The 18737-nt window shown below is 64.8% G+C and carries 11 protein-coding genes and 1 pseudogene; 6 read left to right on the top strand and 6 right to left on the bottom strand.

What is annotated here, in order from left to right:
• The first annotated feature begins 259 nt into the window (after positions 1–259).
• From G365_RS0103095 to G365_RS0103070, 6 genes are all read left to right on the top strand, one after another.
• Positions 260–631, top strand: coding sequence for a response regulator (locus tag G365_RS0103095; protein ID WP_019644041.1), 372 nt, complete (start codon positions 260–262; stop codon positions 629–631).
• 381 nt (positions 632–1012) lie between these two features.
• A complete protein-coding gene (locus G365_RS0103090) occupies positions 1013–2257 on the top strand; it encodes a protein-glutamate methylesterase/protein-glutamine glutaminase (protein WP_019644040.1) in 1245 nt (414 codons plus the stop codon).
• A 2-nt stretch (positions 2258–2259) separates the two neighbouring features.
• A complete protein-coding gene (locus tag G365_RS0103085) occupies positions 2260–3102 on the top strand; it encodes a CheR family methyltransferase (protein WP_019644039.1) in 843 nt (280 codons plus the stop codon).
• Between the two features lie 168 nt (positions 3103–3270).
• Positions 3271–4851 (top strand): peptide chain release factor 3, encoded by a 1581-nt coding sequence (locus tag G365_RS0103080; RefSeq protein ID WP_019644038.1) that lies wholly within the window; start codon positions 3271–3273, stop codon positions 4849–4851.
• A 167-nt stretch (positions 4852–5018) separates the two neighbouring features.
• Positions 5019–6695, top strand: coding sequence for a putative transporter (locus G365_RS0103075; RefSeq protein WP_019644037.1), 1677 nt, complete (start codon positions 5019–5021; stop codon positions 6693–6695).
• Positions 6696–6750: 55 nt separating this feature from the next.
• Positions 6751–7116 (top strand): TraR/DksA family transcriptional regulator, encoded by a 366-nt coding sequence (locus tag G365_RS0103070; protein WP_019644036.1) that lies wholly within the window; start codon positions 6751–6753, stop codon positions 7114–7116.
• 49 nt (positions 7117–7165) lie between these two features.
• On the opposite strand, the gene G365_RS0103065 is transcribed toward G365_RS0103070, so the two are convergent.
• The 6 genes and pseudogenes from G365_RS0103065 to G365_RS0103040 form a co-directional block, all read right to left on the bottom strand.
• Positions 7166–8104 (bottom strand): NHL repeat-containing protein, encoded by a 939-nt coding sequence (locus tag G365_RS0103065; RefSeq protein ID WP_019644035.1) that lies wholly within the window; start codon positions 8102–8104, stop codon positions 7166–7168.
• A gap of 618 nt (positions 8105–8722) precedes the next feature.
• Entirely contained in the window at positions 8723–11590 is a 2868-nt protein-coding gene (locus tag G365_RS0103060; protein ID WP_019644034.1) for an FAD-binding and (Fe-S)-binding domain-containing protein, read from the bottom strand.
• Positions 11591–11820: 230 nt separating this feature from the next.
• Positions 11821–15233: pseudogene (locus tag G365_RS20070) on the bottom strand (pyruvate carboxylase).
• Between the two features lie 466 nt (positions 15234–15699).
• Positions 15700–16365, bottom strand: coding sequence for a LutC/YkgG family protein (locus tag G365_RS0103050; protein ID WP_019644033.1), 666 nt, complete (start codon positions 16363–16365; stop codon positions 15700–15702).
• Positions 16358–17791: a LutB/LldF family L-lactate oxidation iron-sulfur protein gene (locus tag G365_RS0103045; RefSeq protein WP_019644032.1), complete on the bottom strand. Its 1434-nt coding sequence runs from the start codon at positions 17789–17791 to the stop codon at positions 16358–16360. Before G365_RS0103045 ends, G365_RS0103050 begins: the two co-directional genes overlap by 8 nt.
• Positions 17788–18570 (bottom strand): (Fe-S)-binding protein, encoded by a 783-nt coding sequence (locus tag G365_RS0103040; protein ID WP_019644031.1) that lies wholly within the window; start codon positions 18568–18570, stop codon positions 17788–17790. The genes G365_RS0103045 and G365_RS0103040 overlap by 4 nt, the downstream gene beginning before the upstream one ends.
• Between the last annotated feature and the right edge of the window lie 167 nt (positions 18571–18737).

Raw genomic sequence — 18737 nt, 5'->3', positions numbered from 1 at the left:
CGGGGGCGGGCAGAGATCCCGCCCCCGGTCCCGCCGTCAGTCGCCGGGCCGGGCCCGGCGGAAACGTGACCTGTCCGGGGCCAGACGCGTTTTTTGCTGCCGGGACCAAGTTCTGCCAAGACAGTCTGTGTTGATATCGTTATGCTTGGCTGTGCAGGTTTCATCTGCCATGTCAGAGATATACAGGATGCTGGCGACGGCTGCGGTACTGCCGCAGGCCTGATCCGGTCAGGGAACCCGATACGGGGCTCGGAGAAGCATGAAGTCGTGTCTGATTGTTGATGACTCCAAGGTCATCCGCATGGTTGCCAAGAAAATCCTTCAGGAGCTGTCATTCAGCACGCTGGAGGCTGAAGACGGTCAGGGCGCTCTGGACGCCTGCAAGAAGGAGCTGCCGGATGCGGTCCTGCTTGACTGGAACATGCCGGTCATGAACGGGATCGAATTCCTGCGGGCCCTGCGGGATCTGCCGGGGGGTGACCGTCCGGTCGTGGTGTTCTGCACCACCGAGAATGATATCGCTCACATTCAGGAAGCGATTGAAGCCGGTGCGAATGAATACATCATGAAGCCGTTCGACAGCGAAATTCTGCAGGCGAAGTTCTCGCAGGTTGGCCTGCTGGACGACTGATCGACCCTGAAGGGGATGCCGCAGACCGCTTGCCGTGCTGCGGGGTGCCCTGACGGGAAACGTGTGTCCTGTTCCGTCATCCGGGCCCTGATGTGGGCGCCGGGTTTTCCGGGCCGGGGCGCACCGTAAAAGCGGCTGCGCCGGGACTTGCAGGGTCCGGGGGCGGCGGGATGTAAAGATCAGGGTACACAGTCTGCTGTGCAGGCGGTATCTGGCAGCGTGCCGGTGGTCTGGGATGTCGGGTCTTCAGGCGTCACTGTTTTTACAGGCTGTACAGATAATCCGGGCCGGACAGGTCACCGGGGATTTTAACAGGGGAGGCGTGATTTGTCCTTGAACAGGGACACCGGGGCAGGTGGAGCTGCCGAGCCGTACCGCGTGATGGTGGTGGATGATTCTGCTGTCGTGCGTGGGCTTGAGACCCGGATGCTGGAAAGCGATCCGTCAATCAAGGTTGTCGCCTCTGTCGGAAATGGTCAGAGCGCGTTACAGACCCTTGACCGCATGGATATCGAGGTGATCGTCCTTGATATCGAAATGCCGGTGATGGACGGGCTTGAAGCCCTTCCCAAAATTCTGGAAAAGCACCCCGGGGTGCGGGTTCTGATGTCGTCAACCCTGACGCAGAAGAATGCCGAGATCAGTATCCGGGCGATGGAGCTGGGGGCGACGGATTACATCCCGAAGCCGAGTTCCTCGCGCGAACTGACCGGGGCCAGCGATTTCCGCACCATGCTGGTGGATAAGGTCAAGGCACTGGGGCTGTCCGCCCGGCGCGGCACCGGCATCGGGTCCGGCTCCGCCAAGCGGTCGTTCAGTGCCCAGCAGTCGGTTTCCGGGGGCAGCGCGGGGCATACCCCGTTCAGCCGTCCTGCGGCGTCGGCGGCGCCGACACCGTCTGCACCTGCGTCTCCGGCAGCCCCTGCGACCGCAGCCCGCACGCCGTTCAACGCGGCGCGACCGGCACCGGCGGCAGGCGGCGGGCATCACAGCCTGCTGTCGCCGACCCAGCCGATCACCCTGCGGCAGGCCGGGACGGAACGGCCCGATGTCGTTGTTATCGGCAGTTCCACCGGCGGACCGCAGGCGCTGTTCACGGTTCTCGGCGGGCTGAAGAAGTCCGGCGGTATTGCCCAGCCGATCCTGATCACCCAGCACATGCCCGCGACCTTCACCACCATTCTGGCCGAACACATCAGCCGCATCGCCGGTCTGGTGGCGCGTGAGGGGCAGGATGGGGAAAAGATCGAGGGTGGCCGTGTCTATATCGCCCCCGGCGACTTCCACATGACGGTGGAGGTCAGGGGGGGCGAAAAGGTCATCAAGCTGGATAAGGGCCCGCCGGAAAACTTCTGCCGGCCTGCGGTTGACCCGCTGTTCCGGTCGGTCAGTGCGGCCTATGGCCGCCGGGTGCTGGCCTGCGTGCTGACCGGCATGGGGTCTGACGGTGCCAAGGGCGGGCGGGTGATCGCCGATGCCGGCGGCACCCTGATCGCGCAGGATGAAGCCTCCAGCGTGGTCTGGGGCATGCCCGGCGCCACCGCCAATACCGGGGCGTGCAGTGCCATTCTGCCGATCGCTGACGTTGCTGATTACATCTATAAAACCGCCACAAGGCGCGCCTGAGCATGAAGCCAGAAGATTTTGATTTCCTCGCCAAAATGCTGAAGGACCGCTCCGGGCTGGTCCTGACGAAGGACAAGTCCTACCTGCTGGAAAGCCGGCTGATGCCGGTGGCCCGCAAGCGGGGCTATAAAGGTCTGGAAGAGCTGGTGGCACAACTGCGCAAGCGTGACGAGGCCCTGGCGGTGGATGTCACGGAAGCGATGACGACCAATGAGTCGTTCTTCTTCCGCGATCAGAAGCCGTTTGACCAGTTCCGGCAGATTGTGCTTCCCAACCTGCTGGCGACCCGGGCCACCAAAAAGTCGTTCCGCATCTGGTGTGCGGCCGCCTCTTCGGGGCAGGAGCCGTATTCGCTGGCGATGATCCTGAAGGAAGAAGCGGCAAAGCTGGCGGGCTGGAAGACCGAGATCGTCGGCACCGACATTTCCCGCGAGATCCTTCAGAAAGCCCGCGCCGGTCTGTACAGCCAGTTTGAAGTGCAGCGCGGCCTGCCGATCCAGATGCTGGTCAAGTACTTTAAAAAGCGCGATGACCAGTGGGAAATTGACCCCGGCATCCGTGCCATGGTGCAGTACAAGGAATGGAACCTGCTGGGGGACCTTGGGGCGCTTGGCAGCTTTGATGTGGTGTTCTGCCGCAACGTGCTAATCTACTTCGATCAGGAAACCAAGGGTGTGGTGCTCGATAACATCTCCCGTCAGATGAATGATGACGGGGTGCTGTATCTGGGCGGGGCGGAAACCGTTCTCGGTATTTCTGACCGCTTCAAGCCGATTCCCAGCCAGCGCGGCGTTTATGCCGTGTCTAAGCCGGGGTATACCGGCGGCACGCTGGGCGCGGGCTGATGGCCCGCCGGGCCCGGTGACACGCGAAGGGGGCTGCCGGTCTGGCGGCCCTTTTCCGTTTAAGGCCGGGCCGGGGCCGGGCCAGCCCATCGCGTTCTTGCGCCGGGGCGCGGAGTGCGGTAGGTCTGTGCGCTGTTTTGCCATCGCCGAAGACCAAAGCCACCGATAATGAGTAACCTTCAGGAAGCCGTTTCGCGACGGCGGACCTTCGCGATCATCTCTCACCCCGACGCCGGGAAGACCACGCTGACCGAAAAGCTGCTGCTGTTCGGAGGTGCCATTCAGATGGCCGGGGCGGTCAAGGCGCGTGGGGAGCAACGCCGCGCCCATTCCGACTGGATGAAGGTGGAGCGCGAGCGCGGCATTTCGGTGGCCTCGTCGGTGATGACCTTCGACTATGCCGGATGCACCTTCAATCTGCTCGACACCCCCGGCCACGAAGACTTCTCGGAAGATACCTACCGGGTGCTGACCGCTGTTGACAGCGCGGTGATGGTGATTGACGCCGCCAAGGGGATCGAAGAACAGACCCGCAAGCTGTTCGAGGTCTGCCGCCTGCGCGATGTGCCGATCATGACCTTCGTCAACAAGCTTGACCGTGAGGGCAGCGAGCCCTTCGACCTGCTGGACGAAATCGAACAGACACTGGCGCTGGATGTCAGCCCGGCGTCGTGGCCGATCGGTATGGGCAAGGGGTTCCTTGGCTGTTACGACCTGTGGAAGGATCAGCTGATCCTGATGGAACGGTCCAAGGGCGGTATGCCCGGTCTGGGCGAGCCCTGCACCGGTCTTGACGACCCGATGCTGGATGCGCAGCTGCCGTCGATGGCGGTGGAAAAACTGCGCGAGGATGTGGAAATGGCCCGCGCCCTGTGCAAGCCGTTCGATCCGCAATCCTATCTGGAAGGACACCTGACCCCGGTGTTCTTCGGCTCTGCCGTGAACAATTTCGGGGTGCGGGAGCTGTTGCAGGGGCTGGCCGAACAGGCCCCGCGCCCGCGCCCGCAACCGGCGCAGGAACGGTCCATTGACCCGACGGAAGAGAAGGTGACCGGTGTCATCTTCAAAATTCAGGCGAACATGGACCCCAAGCACCGCGACCGTATCGCCTTCATGCGGCTGGCATCGGGCCACTTTAAGCGTGGCATGAAGCTGAAGCATGTGCGGTCCGGCAAGCTGGTCAACATGCACAATCCGGTGATGTTCCTCGCGCAGGACCGCGAGCTGGCGGAAGAAGCCTTCCCCGGTGATATCATCGGGGTGCCCAACCACGGCAACCTTGCCATCGGCGATGCCCTGACCGAGGGCGAAGACCTGCACTTCACCGGCATTCCGCGCTTTGCGCCGGAACTGTTGCAGAAGGTCCGGCCGAAAGATCCGCTGAAGGCCAAGCACCTTGGCCGGGCGCTGCTCCAGCTGGCGGAAGAGGGGGCGGCCCGCGTCTTCAAGCCGCGCATGGGCGCGGACTGGATCGTCGGGGTGGTCGGGGTGCTGCAGTTTGAAGTCATGGCAGACCGTATCCGGACCGAATACGACGTGCCGGTGATCTTTGAACAGACCTCGCTGTATACCGCCCGCTGGGTGGAAGCCGATGATGCGGCGGCGCTGAAGAAGTTCCTTGATGCCAATCAGGCTTCTCTGGCCGATGACCATGAAGAGCAGCCGGTGTTTCTGGCCCGTAACGCCTGGCATCTTGACCGGGCGCAGGATGATTATCCGGGGATCAGGTTCCTGAAAACCCGCGGCTAAGATCTGCTTTTATCAGGGCCCCCTGTCCGGTCTCCGGCGGGGGGCCTTCTGTTTTTCGGCCCCCGGGGCAAACCATGCCACTGTAACCGCAGTGTGCTTGCTTTTTTTGCGCTGCACCGTAAGAGTGGGTAAATCAGTACAGCACTCAGGGTTTTTAGGAGGTCTCAATGCTGGGATCGTTGATCGCCGGTCTCAATCCGGTGGCGCAGGGGGTTCTGGCCCTGTCGCTGGCGGCGGTGGTCGGGCTGGCGCTGGGTGCGGTGAAGGTCCGGGGTATCGGGCTGGGGGTCGGCGGGGTGCTGTTCGCCGGGCTGGTGCTGGGGCATCTCGGCCTGCGCGGTGACCCGCATGTGCTGGAATTTCTGAAGGAATTCGGGCTGATCCTGTTTGTCTACACCATCGGGGTGCAGGTGGGGCCGGGCTTTTTCAGCGCCCTGAAACGGGTCGGCCTGCCACTTAACCTGATGGCGGCCTCTATTGTCGTTCTGGGGGCGGTGATGGCGGTCGCGGTGTTCTTTTTTGCCGGTCTGCCGCTGCCGGTGGTGCTGGGCCTGTTTTCCGGGGCGGTGACCAACACGCCGTCTCTGGCGGCAGGGCAGCAGATGCTGGCGCAGATGGGGGCCAGTAAGGAAACCCTGACCCTGCTGCCGACCGGCTATGCGGTGGCGTATCCGTTTGGCATCGCCGGTATTCTGCTGTCGATGGCGGTGATCCGCATGCTGTTCCGGCTGTCACCGGCGGCGGAGGGTGACGCGTTTGAGGCCGGGCAGCAGGCCCGCCGCCACGGTCTGGAAACCCTGAATGTCCGCCTGACCAACCCCAATCTTGACGGCCTGCCGCTGTCGGAAATCCCCGGTCTGCACGATCACGGCGTGGTGGTGTCGCGGGTGCTGCGGCAGGAGGCTGACGGCCATATCGAGGTGCCGCACCCGGACACCCGGTTCCGCTGCGGCGACGTGCTGTTTCTGGTCGGCACCCCCCCGGCCCTGCACGCGATGCAGCTTATTCTGGGGGAAGCCGCTGACATCAACCTGAAAGACCGCACCGAAGAGGTGAAGTGGGACCGGCTGGTGGTCACCAACACCAAAATCCTTGGCAAGTCGGTTGATGACCTGAACCTGTTGCAGCAGTGCGATGTGGTGATTTCCCGCGTGTCGCGCAGCGGGATCGAGCTGCTGCCCTCGCCGCAGCTGCATCTTCAGTTCGGCGATATCGTGCAGGTGATCGGCACCGAAGAGCATATCCGCGCCGCCGCCAAGCTGCTGGGCAATACCGGCAAGGCGTTGCAGCAGGCGCAGATTCTGCCGATTTTTGTGGGGATCGCGCTGGGGGTGCTGATCGGGGCGATCCCGATTGCCCTGCCGGGGCTGCCCGCGCCGGTCAGTCTGGGTCTGGCCGGGGGGCCGCTGCTGGCGGCGCTGCTGCTGTCGCGGCTGGGGCATATGGGGCCGCTGGTGTGGTTTATGCCGCCCAGCGCCAACCACGCCCTGCGTGAGGTGGGGATTGTGCTGTTCCTCGCCGTGGTCGGCCTGAATGCGGGTGATCGCTTCTTCGACGTGCTGCTGAACGGCGATGGTGTGTACTGGATGGGCTGGGCCGCCCTGATCACCGTGGTGCCGCTGCTGGTGGTCGGTATCGCCGCCCGCCTGATCTGGAAGCAGAATTACCTGACCCTGTGCGGGGTGCTGGCGGGCAGCATGACGGATCCCCCGGCGCTGGCCTTTGCGGCGGCGCTGTCGCCGTCAGAGGCGGCTTCGGTCGCCTACGCCACGGTCTACCCGCTGGTGATGTGCCTGCGGATTCTGGCGCCACAGATTCTGGTGCTGTTTCTGTGGGGGCTTTAAGGTGGGGTTTATGGTAAACTGAGGGCATGCCTTCACACCTTGAAGGAGGCCGGTCATGGGCCGTTCTGTCCTCACTTCCCCCGCGCCGGATTTAGCCGCGCTGCGCCAGCATCTTCTCGACCGCCGGGCCGAGCTGCTGGACCTCAGCCGGGCTGACCGCTCCGCCCCGGTGCATATCGAGATTGACGCCACCGCCACCGGGCAGGCCCTGCGACAGGGGGAGCTGGCCGATCAGGCCCTCGCCCTGTCGCGGCACGACCGCCATCTGGAAGAACTGCAACGCATCGACCACGCGCTGGAGCGGATGGAGCAGGGCACCTATGGCCGCTGTCTGGTCTGCGATGATGATATCGCCCCGGCGCGGCTGGCTTCTGACCCCGCCGTTGCCACCTGCCTGTCCTGCGCCGGGCACCATCCGTAACGACGTCTGGCCGTGGTGCGGGATCTGGCCCCGCACCACGGCTGTCTGCTTACTTCAGCGCCACCGGCACCAGCCGGAACGGGCCGGGGGTCTTGCCGCTCAGGGACGGGTCAAACAGATAATCAAGCTGGGCTTCCAGTACCCACGCCGTGCCGTTCTCCACCAGTGCGGTGGTTGGCATTGACAGATCCTTGCGCAGGGTGGTGATAGCCCCGTCGCGGCCCGACACGTCAATCCGGCTCAGGCGGCCTTCGCCTTCAACCACGATCAGGCTGTTGCTCGGCCCGGCATACAGGCCATCCGGCAGCCCGAGATCACGGCTGAGTTTGATTTCGGTGATCGGGGCAGCGGTGCCCGGTGCCAGACGGAACAGCCGTCCGTCATCGTATTTCACCACCCACAGGCTGCCGTCGGCGGTGCGGGCGATACCGTTCAGGGCGAAGCCCTCGCCCTTGAACACCGGGTCGCGCAGCACTTCCGTCAGGGCAGAGGCCCCGGGCGTCAGCGCCAGCAGGCGCGGATTGAAGGAATCGGTCACCAGCACGGTGCCGTCGGCCTCGACAATCATATCATTGCAGAAGCCACCGCCCGGCAGCTCCCACCGTCCCGCCGGGGCCGCGGTGGACAGCCGGAACGCGGTCAAGGCCGGGGCGGCGGAGCCGGTCAGGGTGCTGACGCCGGGGTCAGACGAGCAGACATACAGCAGATCCCGCGCCGGGTCGGCCCGTAGCCCGATGGCCGACACCAGACCGTTGGTGCCCGGCGCGACAAACGGGGTGGCGGTGCCATCCGGGCTGATGCGGGTCAGGCTGCCGGTCTTCAGGCTGGTGACGACAAAGTCAGGGCCCACCCGCTCCACCGCTTCGGGGAACAGCCCTTTGACCGGAATGGTCACCGGGGCATCAGCAGCAACAGCCACCGATGCGGCAAACCCAAACACCGTCAGCCCGACGGCGGCGAGAGAACGGACAGACTGCAAGCGGATCATGATCGGAAACCCTTCTGTCAGAAATCGAACCCGGCGGGCCGCTGTAGCCCTGCCTGATCCGCTGACTGTAGGGGCAAAGGCAGCAGGCTGACGCGCCCGCACCGATCAATGTTGCGCCCCGGACGATCATCTCAACAGCGGTTGAACGCCCCCGCTGGCTTTGCCAGCAGACTTAAAAACTGGCGGGCTCTGCCCCCCGCTGGCTTTGCCAGCAGACTTAAAAACTGGCGGGCTCTGCCCCCCGCTGGCTTTGCCAGCAGACTTAAAAACTGGCGGGCTCTGCCCCCCGCTGGCTTTGCCAGCAGACTTTAAAAACTAGCGGGCTCTGCCCGCTGGCCCGCAAGGAGGCGCGGCCTCCTTGACCTCGGATTTTATAAGAAAGAGGAGAAGTCCTGGAGGGCTGGAAAGGCTCTGTTTGCAGGGCGAAGCCCTGCGGAACACTAACAGGGCAAGGGGGGGGAGGATCAGGTCACGGCCTGTCGTGCGGGGCCCCAAAAAACCGGGATCCAAGGGCCTATGGCCCCTAAAAAACTGGGATCCAAGGGCCAATGGCCCTTGGCGGGTGTGGGTAGCGCCCACGGGTGAGCGCCCACGCCCCGCTTTTCGTAGCGCCCGGCCTCAGCTCTCAGCCGGTGGGGTGCTGCACCGGTCGAGGAGGTAGGCGATGGAGTGGTACGGGATTCCGGCGGTTTCTGACAGGCCGATTTCGCAGGTGCGGCTGGTGGAGACGCCTTCGGTGATCTCGGCATCAAGGCTTTTGCCAAGGCGGCGCAGGGCGTGACGGTTGAGTTCCGGGGTGAAGAAGCCTTTGTCCCCGGCAAAGCCGCAGCAGGTGACCCCGGCAGGGGTGACCACCCGGTCGGCGCAGGCGGCGGCAAGGGCTTTCAGCTTGGTGGTGTTGCCCATTTTCTGGCCGGAGCAGGTGCAATGCACCGTCACCGCCTTTTCCTTGCGGTAAATGGTCAGGTTGGGCAGCACCCGGTCATGCAGGAAGTCGGCGATATCGACAAACAGCAGCCGTTCCTTTCCGGCGGTCTGGGCCCGGAAGGCGCAGGGCGAGGTATCCATCAGAATGGGGTATTGCCCGGCATTGCTGGCCCACCACAGGTTTTTTTCCAGCTCTGACAGTTTCTGGTTGGCCTGTCTGTCCAGCCCCTTGGACTGGAACGGCTGGCCGCAGCACAGGTTTTCAATGGGCCCGGTGGGGTAAAAGACCTGAAAACCGGCGCGGTTCAGCAGGCGTTCCATCACCACCGGCAGAGGGTCTTTCGACGGATCATCCGGCGACGGCCCCATGGTGCGGGCGGCGCAACTGGGGAAGTAGACAACCCCGCCGTTGACGATCTCGTCGCGGATGACGGTTTTGATTTTGGCTTTGCTGGCGGTCGGCATGGTGCTGCGCCAGTGCGGCAGGGCCGGAATCACTTTCCGGGCAGTGTCAAGCAGGGCTTTCATCCCGGCGTTTCCGATCAGGGCCCGTGCCATCGAGGCGGCCCGCAGGCCCAGCCGGGTGGCGGCCATCATGGTATCGTAGTGGTCAGCCGCTTTCTGGCCGATCCAGCGCTGACGTTCGGTTTTGGCGGCCCCGCGCAGCTTGCGGATCAGCGCCCCGGTTTCGATGCCCATCGGGCAGGCGGTGGCGCACAGGCCGCAGGCGGCGCAGGTGTCAATGCCGGCGTAGTCATAGGCCCCGGCCAGATCATCCAGCACCGCCTTGTCTTCGGCGGTGACGGTCACACCGTCGGCGCGGCGGCGCGACAGCTCCCGCCAGCCGACAATGCGCTGGCGCGGTGACAGGGTAAACCCGGCAGAGGGGCACTTGACCTCGCAGAAGCCGCATTCGATGCATTTATCAACGATGGCATCGGCCACCGGCAGCGGCTTCAGGTTTTTCAGGTGGATTTCGGGGTCATCGTTGATGATGACGCCCGCGTTCAGCAGGTTTTCGGGGTCCAGCAGGTTTTTGATGCGGACCATCAGGGAATAGGCCTGATGGCCCCATTCGCGTTCGACAAACGGGGCCATGTTGCGGCCGGTGCCGTGTTCGGCCTTCAGCGACCCGTCGAAGCGCACCACCATATCGGTGACGTCATCCATCAGGGCGGCGTAGCGGGCGACTTCTTCCGGGCTGTTGAAATCCTGCGCGAAGACAAAGTGCAGGTTACCTTCCAGCGCATGGCCGAAAATGATGCCCTGATCATAGCCATGCTTGGCGAACAGGCCCTGCAGCTCCACCACGCCATCGGCCAGATAGCGGATCGGGAAGGCGATATCTTCGATCAGGACGGTGGTGCCGTCCTGCCGCAGGGCGCCGACCAGCGGGAACAGGCCCTTGCGCACTTTCCAGTACAGCTCCCGCTGTGACGGGTCGGTGGTGAAGCGCACCGGCTCCAGCACCGGCACATCGGCCATGGCGACCAGCAGCAGGCCGATCTGGTGGTTCATCGCCTCGGCGGTTTCGGCGTGAACCTCAATCAGCAGGGCGGTGCCCTGCGGCGGCAGCTTGGACAGAATTTTCGGCAGGCCGGGTTTTCCGGCGATGGATTTCAGACCGGCGGCGTCGATCAGCTCCACCGCCGCCACCGGGGTGCGTTTCAGCTCCATCACCGCGCGGGCGGCGATTTCGGCGGTCTCGAAGAAGGCCAGTGTGGTGGCCTTGTGCGGATGGTCCGGCACGGTCTCCAGCACCACTTCCGAGATGAAGCCCAGCGTGCCTTCTGACCCGATCATCAGATGGGCGAGGATGTCGATGGGGTCATCAAAGTCCAGCAGCGCATTCAGGCTGTAGCCGGTGGTGTTCTTGATCTTGAATTTTTCGTGGATGCGCCGGGTCAGGCTGAAGTCAGCCAGCACTTCGTTGCGCAGGGCCAGCAGGGAATCCAGCAGCGGCTTATGGCGCTGGGTGAACACGGCCCGGCTGACCGGGCTGCCGGTATCCAGCAGGGTGCCGTCGTGCAGGATCACTTTCAGGCTGCGCAGGGTGCGGTAGGTGTTCTGGGCGGTGCCACAGCACATCCCGGAGGAATTGTTGGCGGCAATCCCGCCGACCATGGCGGAGTTGATCGAGGCGGGATCGGGGCCGATCTTGCGGCCCAGCGGGGCCAGAAGGCGGTTGGCGTCTGACCCGACGACGCCGGGTTGCAGGGCGATGGCGGCACCGTCTTCAAGAAGGGTGGCCTCCTGCCAGCCTTCCCCCAGTACGGCGAGGACGGAATCGGTGACGGCCTGCCCGGACAGGCTGGTGCCCGCAGCCCGGAAGGTGACGGGCGCGGCGTGGGTGCGGCAGACTGCCAGCAGCGTCTGCACCTCTTCCTCATTTTCCACCACCACCACCACCCGCGGGATCAGGCGGTAGAAGCTGGCATCGGTGCCCCATGCCAGACGGCGCAGGCGGTCTGTCACCAGCCGCTCCGCCGGGAAGTGGGCGGCCAGATCGCGGATCAGCGCATCGGTGCTGAGGCCCGGGTCCAGAGTCAGCGCATTCATCCTTTTCACATCCCCTGCGGGCGGTGCCGTTCGGCATCTCAGCCCCGTCATTTTTCCCCGGCGGCCAGTGTGCGGCGGAAGGGTGAAGGTTTGTTTAATGGTCCCGTCAAATCGGACCGTAAAGCATCAGTCTTTTCAACCCTGCGGCGGGCGGGGCTGATCCTGTCCCTTAAGGCCTGATCCCTTAAGGCAGCATCCCCGCCCGCGCATTGATCTGACCCCGTCAGGGATCAGGCCGGGTCAATCACCGCCAGCAGATCTTTGGTGTCGATCTGGTCGCCGACCTTGACGGCAACGGCGGTGACGGTGCCCGCCACCTCTGCCACCACCGAGGTCTGCATTTTCATCGCCTCGATCGCCAGCAGCACGTCGCCTTTTTCCACCCGCTGTCCGGCGGTGACGGAAACCTGTACCACCAGCCCCGGCATCGGTGCGCCGGTCTGGCCGGGTTCCGCCGGGTCGGCCTTGGCGCGGGCCGCCCGTTCCGGGGCGCGGCTGCGGTCGGTGATTTTCACCGTGCGCGGCTGTCCGTTCAGTTCAAAATAGACGGTGCGCAGCCCTTCCTCATCGGCCTCTGACAGCGCCCGGAAGCAGACGATCAGCGACTTGCCGGTGTCGATCTCGATGCTGATCTCCTCGCCCGGTTCCATGCCGTAAAAGAAGGCCGGGGTCGGCAGCAGGCTGACATCGCCGTATTCCCGCCGGTGACGGGCATAGTCGGTGAAGACCTTGGGGTACATCAGGTACGACGCGAATTCGCTGTCACTGATCTTGCGTCCGGCCTTCTTTTCCGCCTCGGCCCGCTGGGCGTCCAGATCGGCCGGCGGCATCACCGACCCGGGGCGGACGGTGATCGGCCGTTCGCCTTTCAGGATCTTGGCCTGCAACGCCTTGGGGAAGCCGCCTTCGGTCTGGCCGAGGTCGCCCCGGAACAGCGACACCACGCTTTCGGGGAAGGCGATGTCGCGGGCGGGGTCCAGCACATCCGCCGGGGTCAGGCCCGCCGTCACCATCATCAGCGCCATGTCGCCGACCACTTTTGACGACGGTGTCACCTTGACGATATCGCCGAACATCTGGTTGACCTCGGCATAGGCGTGCGACACCTCCGGCCAGCGTTCGGCAATGCCCAGTGACCGCGCCTGTTCGCGCAGGTTGGTGTACTGCCCGCCCGGCATTTCGTGGTGATAGACGTCGGCGGTACCGCTGCGGATCTCGCTTTCAAACGGCGCGTAGTTTTCGCGGACCTGCTCGAAGTAGTCTGACACCTGCCGCAGGGCGTCGGCATCCAGCCCCGGATCGCGCGGGGTATGGCGCAGGGCGGCGGTGACAGAGCCCAGATTGGGCTGGCTGGTCAGGCCGCTCATGCTGTCCACTGCCGCGTCGATGGCATCGACTCCGGCTTCCACCGCCGCCAGCACCGACGCGGCGGAAATGCCGCTGGTGTCGTGGGTGTGGAAGTGGACCGGCAGGCCGGTTTCCTGCTTCAGGGCGGTGACAAGGCGGCGGGCGGCTTCCGGCTTGCACAGACCGGCCATGTCTTTGATGCCAAGAATATGCGCCCCGGCCTTTTCCAGCTCCTTCGCCATCCGCACGTAATACTTCAGGTCGTATTTGTGGCGCTTCGGGTCCAGCAGGTCGCCGGTGTAGCAGATGGCGGCCTCGGCGATTTTGCCGTTTTCCGCCACCGCATCAATGGCGAAGCGCATGTTCTCGACCCAGTTCAGGCTGTCGAAGATGCGGAACACGTCAATCCCGGCCCCGGCGCTGCGCTGGATAAAGGCACGGACCACTGCAGCAGCATGTTCGGCATGGCGGCGCGGAAGGCTTCCAGCCGGTCCCACGGGCATTCGTTCAGGAAGCGCATGGCAACGTCGAAGGTGGCGCCGCCCCAGCATTCCACCGAGAACAGGGTGTTCAGGCGGCGGGCGTAGAACGGGGCAACCCGCGCCATGTCATGGGTGCGGAAGCGGGTGGCCAGCAGTGACTGATGGGCATCGCGGAAGGTGGTGTCGGTGACCAGCACCTCCTTGCGGGCCAGAATCGCCTGTGCCACCGCCTGCGGTCCTTCGGCATCCAGCAGCTGCTTCCAGCCGTCGCGCACCGGGGTGGTGCGGTCCTGCGGCGGCAGCGGGCGGTGGATCTGCTTCGGGCGGGTGCGGCCCTTCATTTCCGGGTTGCCGTTGACCATCACCTCGCCCAGAAAACGCAGCAGGCGGGTGGCGCGGTCGCGCCGCCTGCCCAGCGCGAACAGCTCCGGCGTGTCGTCGATGAAGCGGGTGGTGCATTCACCGTTCTGGAACAACGGGTGAGAGATCACCCCTTCCAGAAACTGCAGGTTGGTGGCCACACCGCGGATGCGGAACTCGCGCAGGGCCCGCAGCATGCGGGCGGCGGATTCATCGGGGCCGGGGGCCCAGACCGTCAGCTTTTCCAGCAGGCTGTCGTAATGGCGGGTGATGACCGCGCCGGAATAGGCGGTGCCGCCGTCCAGCCGGATACCGAAGCCGGTGGCACCGCGATAGGCGGTGATGCGGCCATAATCGGGGATGAAGTTGTTTTCCGGGTCTTCGGTGGTGATGCGGCACTGGATGGCGTGACCGTTGAGGGTGATATCCCCCTGCCACGGAATACCGCTGTCGCTGCCGATCTTTGCCCCCTGCGCGATGCGGATCTGTGCCTTGACGATATCAAGGCCGGTGACCACTTCCGTCACCGTGTGTTCCACCTGTACCCGGGGGTTGACCTCGATGAAGTAGAATTTTCCGGTGTCGGCATCCATCAGGAATTCGACGGTCCCGGCGTTCTCGTACTGGGCGGCGCGGGCGATGCGCAGGGCGGCGTCGCAGATTTCCCGCCGCTGGGCGGTGGTCAGATAGGCGGCGGGGGCGCGTTCCACCACTTTCTGGTTGCGGCGCTGGACGGAACAGTCGCGCTCAAAAAGATGCACCACATGGCCGGTGCTGTCGCCGATCACCTGCACCTCGACATGGCGGGCACGCTGGACCAGCTTTTCCAGATAGACCTCGTCATTGCCGAAGGCGGCTTTGGCCTCACGCCGGGCGGCGGCGACCTGATCCAGCAGCTCGGCCTCGGCGGTGATACGGCGCATACCGCGCCCGCCGCCGCCCCAGCTGGCTTTCAGCATCACCGGATAGCCGACCTCTGCCGCCAGAGCCAGTATCTGCGCGTCATCGTGGGGCAGGGGGCCGGTGGCGGGCATCACCGGGGCCCCGGCCTCGACCGCCAGCATGCGGGCGGACACCTTGTTGCCCAGCAGGCGCATGGTATCGGGCGACGGGCCGACGAACAGAATGCCGTCGCGGGCGCAGGCCTCGGCAAAGTCGGGGTTTTCCGACAGGAAGCCGTAGCCGGGGTGAATGGCATCGACATTGGCTTCGCGGGCGATGCGCAGAATGTCTTCGATGTCGAGATAGGCCTCGATCGGGCCTTTGCCTTCGCCGACGAGATAACTTTCGTCGGCCTTGAAGCGGTGCAGGGCGAAACGGTCTTCGTGCGAATAGAGCGCGACCGTGGTGATGCCCAGCTCGGTCGCGGCGCGACAGACCCGGATGGCGATTTCACTGCGGTTTGCCACCAGCAGGCGGCGGATGGGGCGCGGGGCGCGGGAAGCAGGGGACATCGCGACGTTACACTCCGTCATGGAAAGGCCAGAAGGGGCGGAGAGGGTGAAAGGGTCGTCGGCAAACGGTGTCTGAGCTTTGTTTTTTTGGGTAGGGGTGGGTACGGAAGGTTAAAACGCTATGGTAACGCAGTCCACGCGGAGCAAACTCCCGGAGGGCTGCACGGCAGACCGACTGGCGCGTTGAGCGCCCGTGCCCACGTGGGCACGTAAGCCAAGCGGGCGGACGCCCGCGCCCGGCGTTTGAGGGACCAAACAAACGGAGGGCTGCACAGCAGACCGACTGGCGCGTTGAGCGCCCGTGCCCACGTGGGCACGTAAGCCAAGCGGGCGGATGCCCGCGCCCGGCGCCTGAGGGACCGAACAAAACAACCGGAGCGCAGCGACTGGCGCGTTGAGCGCCCGTGCCCACGTGGGCACGTGAGGCAAGGGCGCGGACGCGCCCGCCCGCCGCCTGAGGGACCTCTTAATGATCATTAATCAGCAAAATCAGCAGATCTTTGGGGCCATGGACGCCAAAAACCAGTGTCTGTTCAATGTCACTGGTTTTTGACGGGCCGGTGACCAGCACCACGTTGGTCGGCATCTGGCTGGCCCAGCCGTTTTCGGTCATGGCGTGCCACAGGGTCGGGTGCAGGCGGCTGGTGCGCAGCAGGGCGATATGGCGCGGCGGCACCAGCGACAGCATGCGCGGTTCGGTCGGGCCGGGCCACAGGATCAGGCTGCCGGTTTCGGCGATGCCGCCCCGGGCGGTGGTCAGCCCGGCATCGACGGAAAACAGGGTGTCGCGGTCGGCGGTCAGGATGATCTCCGGGCGGTTCGGGCTGCCGGTCCACAGCGCCTGTAACGGGGCGGCCAGCGGGGCGGAGACCGCCAGACGGCGCACCCCACGGGCGGCGCAGTCCTCGGCCAGCACACTGTCCCACGATGGCAGCGGGCGGCTGGCGTCTTCCGGGGCCACGCAGTCAATCACCCGGGCGTTGACGCTTTCCGCCATGGTGCGGAAGAGCCCGACCTGGTCGTCGATGCTCCAGTCCCGGTCACGCAGCACCGACCAGTCAGAATACGGCTGGGTGAGGCCCGCCGGAGCGGCGCGCAGACGGCGGAGGATATTGGCGCGGGCGTCACTCATCGGCCACTCCCATCTCTTTCAGGGTCCGGTGGAGGGATTGGGCGGCAAAGCGCGGCTTTTTGCGCACGCTGGTCCAGGCTTTCAGCAGTGGGGCAGAGGCGGGCAGGGCATTTCCGGCGGCAGTCAGCGCGGCGGAGGCAACGCGGTAGGCCAGCGGGGTGCTGTACGTGGCGGCCCATGCCTTCCAGGCGGCATCCTCAACCCGGCTGGCACCGCTGCCGGCATCCTGCACCGCGCCGGTGCCTTGTCCGGCCTTTTCATTGCGCAGGCGCACCAGCATCTGGGCAATCGGGATTTTGACCGGGCAGACCTCGACGCAGGCATTACAGAGTGAGGACGCAGACGGATGATCCGGGTAATCGGCCAGTCCGTTGAGCTGCGGGGTCAGGATTTTGCCGATCGGGCCGGGATAGACCCCGCCGTAGGCGTGGCCGCCGACCCGGACATAGACCGGGCAGTGGTTCATGCAGGCGGCACAGCGGATGCATTGCAGGGTCTGGCGGGTTTCCGGGTCGGCATAGACACGCGACCGCCCGAAGTCGATCAGCACCAGATGCACCTCCTGCGGGCCATCCTGATCAGCCCCCCGGCGCGGGCCGGAGATCATGTTGACATAGGTGGTGATCGGCTGGCCGGTGGCGGAGCGGGTGAGGAGGCGCAGCAGCGGGGTCACGTCCTCCAGGTTTTCCACCACCTTCTCGATGCCGGTGACGGCGATATGCACCGGCGGCACGGTGGTGACCATCCGGCCGTTGCCTTCGTTCTCGATCAGGCACAGGGTGCCGGTCTCGGCCACCGGGAAGTTGACGCCGGAAATCCCGGCCCCGGCGGTGCGGAATTCCTCACGCAACTTTTCCCGGGCGATGGCGGTCAGGGCCTCGGCATCCTGACCGTCGGGGCTGGTGCCCAGTTTATCGGCGAACAGATCGGCGATCTGGGTTTTGTTCAGGTGGATGGCGGGCATCACGATGTGGCAGGGCATCTGCCCGGCCAGCTGGATGATGTATTCGCCAAGGTCGGCTTCCAGCGCCCGGATGCCGTGCCCGCCGAGAAAGGCATTCAGATGCATCTCTTCCGACACCATCGACTTGCCCTTGACGACGGTGGTGATGCCGCGCTGTTGCAGGATCTCAAGGATGATGGCATTGGCCTGCGCCACATCTTCCGCCCAGTGGACGCGGATGCCGTTGCGGGTACAGTTTTCTTCCAGCCGTTCCAGCAGGTCGGGCAGCTTCGACAGGGCGCGCTGGCGGATTTCCTGCCCCAGCGCCCGCAGCCGGGTCCATTCCTGCGGGTCCTCAAACTGTCTGGCCCGCTTGGTCATCAGGCCATCCATGGCGCGGCGGAAATTGGCGCGCAGGGTGGTGTCGTGCAGCCCGGCGTCGATCCCGGCCCGGAAGTCGTGGGGGGCGGAAGAGTGGCTCATTTCGTGCGCTCCCACAGGTAATCGGCCAGATGCTGGCTGCCGACGGCAGAGCCCTTGTGCTCCAGCGCGCCGGAGATGTTCATCAGGCAGCCGCAGTCGCCGCCCAGCACGGTGGCGGCCCCGGTGCCTTCAATGTCAGCGCATTTGTCGGCCACCATTGCCGCCGATACATCAGCATGGCGCACCGCGAAGGTGCCGCCGAAGCCGCAGCATTCCCGTTCCCGCTGCAACGGCGCGACGGTGACGTTCTTCAGCTGGCCCAGCAGGCGCTTCGGTTCGTCGGTCAGACCCATTTCCCGCATGGCATGGCAGGAGGAATGCCACGTCACTGTTTCCGGCGTGCCGTGATCCTCCAGCGACACCTTCAGGACATGGACCAGAAACTCGCTCAGCTCCCACACCCGGGCGGCGATGGCTCGGGCGGCGGCTTCTTCCGGCTGTCCGGCGAACAGGTGCGGCCAGTGCTGCCGGATCATGCCGCCGCAGGACCCCGACGGGATGACAATCGGAATATCTTTGCAAAACAGCGGAATCTGGGCGCGGGCGACGGTGCGCGCCTCTTCCGGGTGGCCGCTGTTGTAGGCGGGCTGGCCGCAGCAGCTCTGCCCCTGCGGGAAGATCACCCGCACCCCTTCGCGTTGCAGCAGCCGCACCGTGCTGACCCCGGCAGAGGGGGTGAACAGATCAACCAGACAGGTGCCGAACAGATAGACCTCCGTCACCGGCCCGGTGGGCAGCGGACGGAAAACCGGAGCGGACGGAGGGGGCCCTGTGGTCATGGCGTGGCCCTTGATGGTGAGGCGGATGCAGCGCGGCGGTCGGAAAGCTTTCTTGGTAAACCAAATGTAACACTTGGATAATTGATCTGACCAATTTTGCAAGCCCTGTTTTGCAGAGGCGGCGGCAAGACCGGTGAAAGGCCGGATACAGCCCTGAAAACGCAGCG

Source organism: Novispirillum itersonii subsp. itersonii ATCC 12639 (assembly GCF_000381985.1).
Taxonomy (GTDB): Bacteria; Pseudomonadota; Alphaproteobacteria; order Rhodospirillales; family Rhodospirillaceae; genus Novispirillum; species Novispirillum itersonii.
Note: the sequence above shows the minus strand (reverse complement) of the source record. Positions and strands in the feature narration are given on the sequence as shown.